This is a genomic window from Liquorilactobacillus mali KCTC 3596 = DSM 20444 (assembly GCF_000260415.1).
GTDB classification, from domain to species: Bacteria; Bacillota; Bacilli; order Lactobacillales; family Lactobacillaceae; genus Liquorilactobacillus; species Liquorilactobacillus mali.
Window position 1 is genome coordinate 1 of record NZ_BACP01000082.1, and the last position, 1,837, is coordinate 1,837.

Consider the following 1,837-nt stretch of genomic DNA (forward strand, 5'->3'; position numbering starts at 1 on the left):
AGTTGTTGGAAGTTTGGCAGCTAGTTCTCACAAATTAAAGTGGCTATCATTCGTGAGCGGGATTAGTTTAATATTGCTAATAATGTTGCTGTTAAGGTTTAAGATAGGGGCGTTATTTCAATTTTTAGGCTTATATCAAAAAATATTACCAAGTAAATTAATGCACTTCTTTGAAAACGTTTTTAACAATGGCAATACATTTTCTATTGACTGGTACAACTGGATATTAATGATATTTTTAGGTTTGGTTATGGCGTTGTTAGTGGGAATAATAATAAAAAAACTAGTTACTAATTATTTTGTGAATGTTAAAGAAGAGCAAAGTTCTCGATTTTTAAATTCAGGCAGATATCGAAATATTTTTAAAAAGCGATTAAGTATAACTAATAAGCAGCAGGAAAAATGGAGAAAAGACACCAAAAATATAAACCTTTATTTGGGGATTGATATAAAAGGGAACGCAATAGAATTGCCAATAAAACAGTTATTTACGCATGAATTAATTCAAGGTACGACAGGATCAGGGAAAACAGTCGTTATGTTGGCACAAGCAGAAGCATGTATGAAAGCAGGGCTGCCTGTAATTTATGTGGAGGCTAAAGGTGATCCACAAATTGAACATGATTTAGGAAAGTTGGCCACAAAATATGGACGCAAATTTAAAATATTTTCAGACAATACAGAAACAACATACAATCCGATAAAAAATGGTTCGCCATCAGGAGTTGAAGAAAGGTTAATGAGCGTTTTTGATTGGAGTGAACCATTTTATAAAAACGTTAGTGATAATATGTTGCTAAAAGTAATTAAATTCATGGACACTTACGGCATAAAACGCGATTTACCAACTTTATTGGAGTATTTAGACTTTGATAATATTTGGGAAACCTTAAAATCAGATAGTATAAGACGGGAAGTAAACGTCAAAAGAAAAGTTAAAACGAAAGACGGAAAAACAGGGGACACGGGGCTTGTAGGAATCGGGAAAATGGCAGAAAAAGCAAAATATATTGAAAAAAAGATAGTAGTTTATGATTTGAGTGAAAAGGCTAAGAAATATACCAAGTTATTTTTTGGAAAAGAAAATTTTGATGATGAGGATTTTAAGGAGTTTAAAGAAAATGAAGCAAATGTCATGAAAAATATTTATGGGTTAAAGATCCAAATTGAATTGCTAGTTATATCTGATTTGGGATATAAGTTAAGTGAAACAGAAAATAGTATAGATATGACACGTTTTTTGGAAACAGATGATATTGTTTTATTCAGCTTTAACAGTAATAATTATGGTTCATTGATACCAAAATTAGGACGATTTGTGGTTAGTGACGTTGCAACTGCAGTTACACAGAAATTTAATAAGAGTGAGTTTAAAGGTGCAGTAGGTTTTTTTGATGAATGGGGAAGTTATGCCAATGAGAAGATTATCGATGTGCTTGCAAAAGCGCGAAGTGCAAAGTTTGGAGCGGTTTTAGGAGTTCAATCTATGGAGGACTTGAATACTAATGGAGAGGGCTTAGACAAGCGAATAAGAGATAATGTAAACACGTTTATGCTAGGACGCTCAAACGATCCAGAAAGTGCTGATTATGTAGCAAATCTAGTCGGAACTTATGAAGATTTGGATAAAACAATCATGACAGAGGATAAAGGCAGTGTTTTTGCTCGAATAGATACAAAATCGGCACGTGGAACAATTAGAAGTGTAAATAAATTTGTAGTGAAACCTGATAATATAAAACGATTAGAAGACCATTCATTTTATTTAATTACTAAAGGTGCAAAAAACGAGGAAGAGTATGCGCGTAAGGTGTATACGCGCAACACAATGCAAGGG

Annotated in this window: 1 protein-coding gene; it reads left to right on the forward strand. The window is 33.0% G+C overall.

The annotated features are described in order from the left end of the window. Positions 1–1,837: helicase HerA-like domain-containing protein (locus GSM_RS13535; protein WP_010078417.1), on the forward strand; the 1,837-nt coding region annotated here is incomplete at both ends.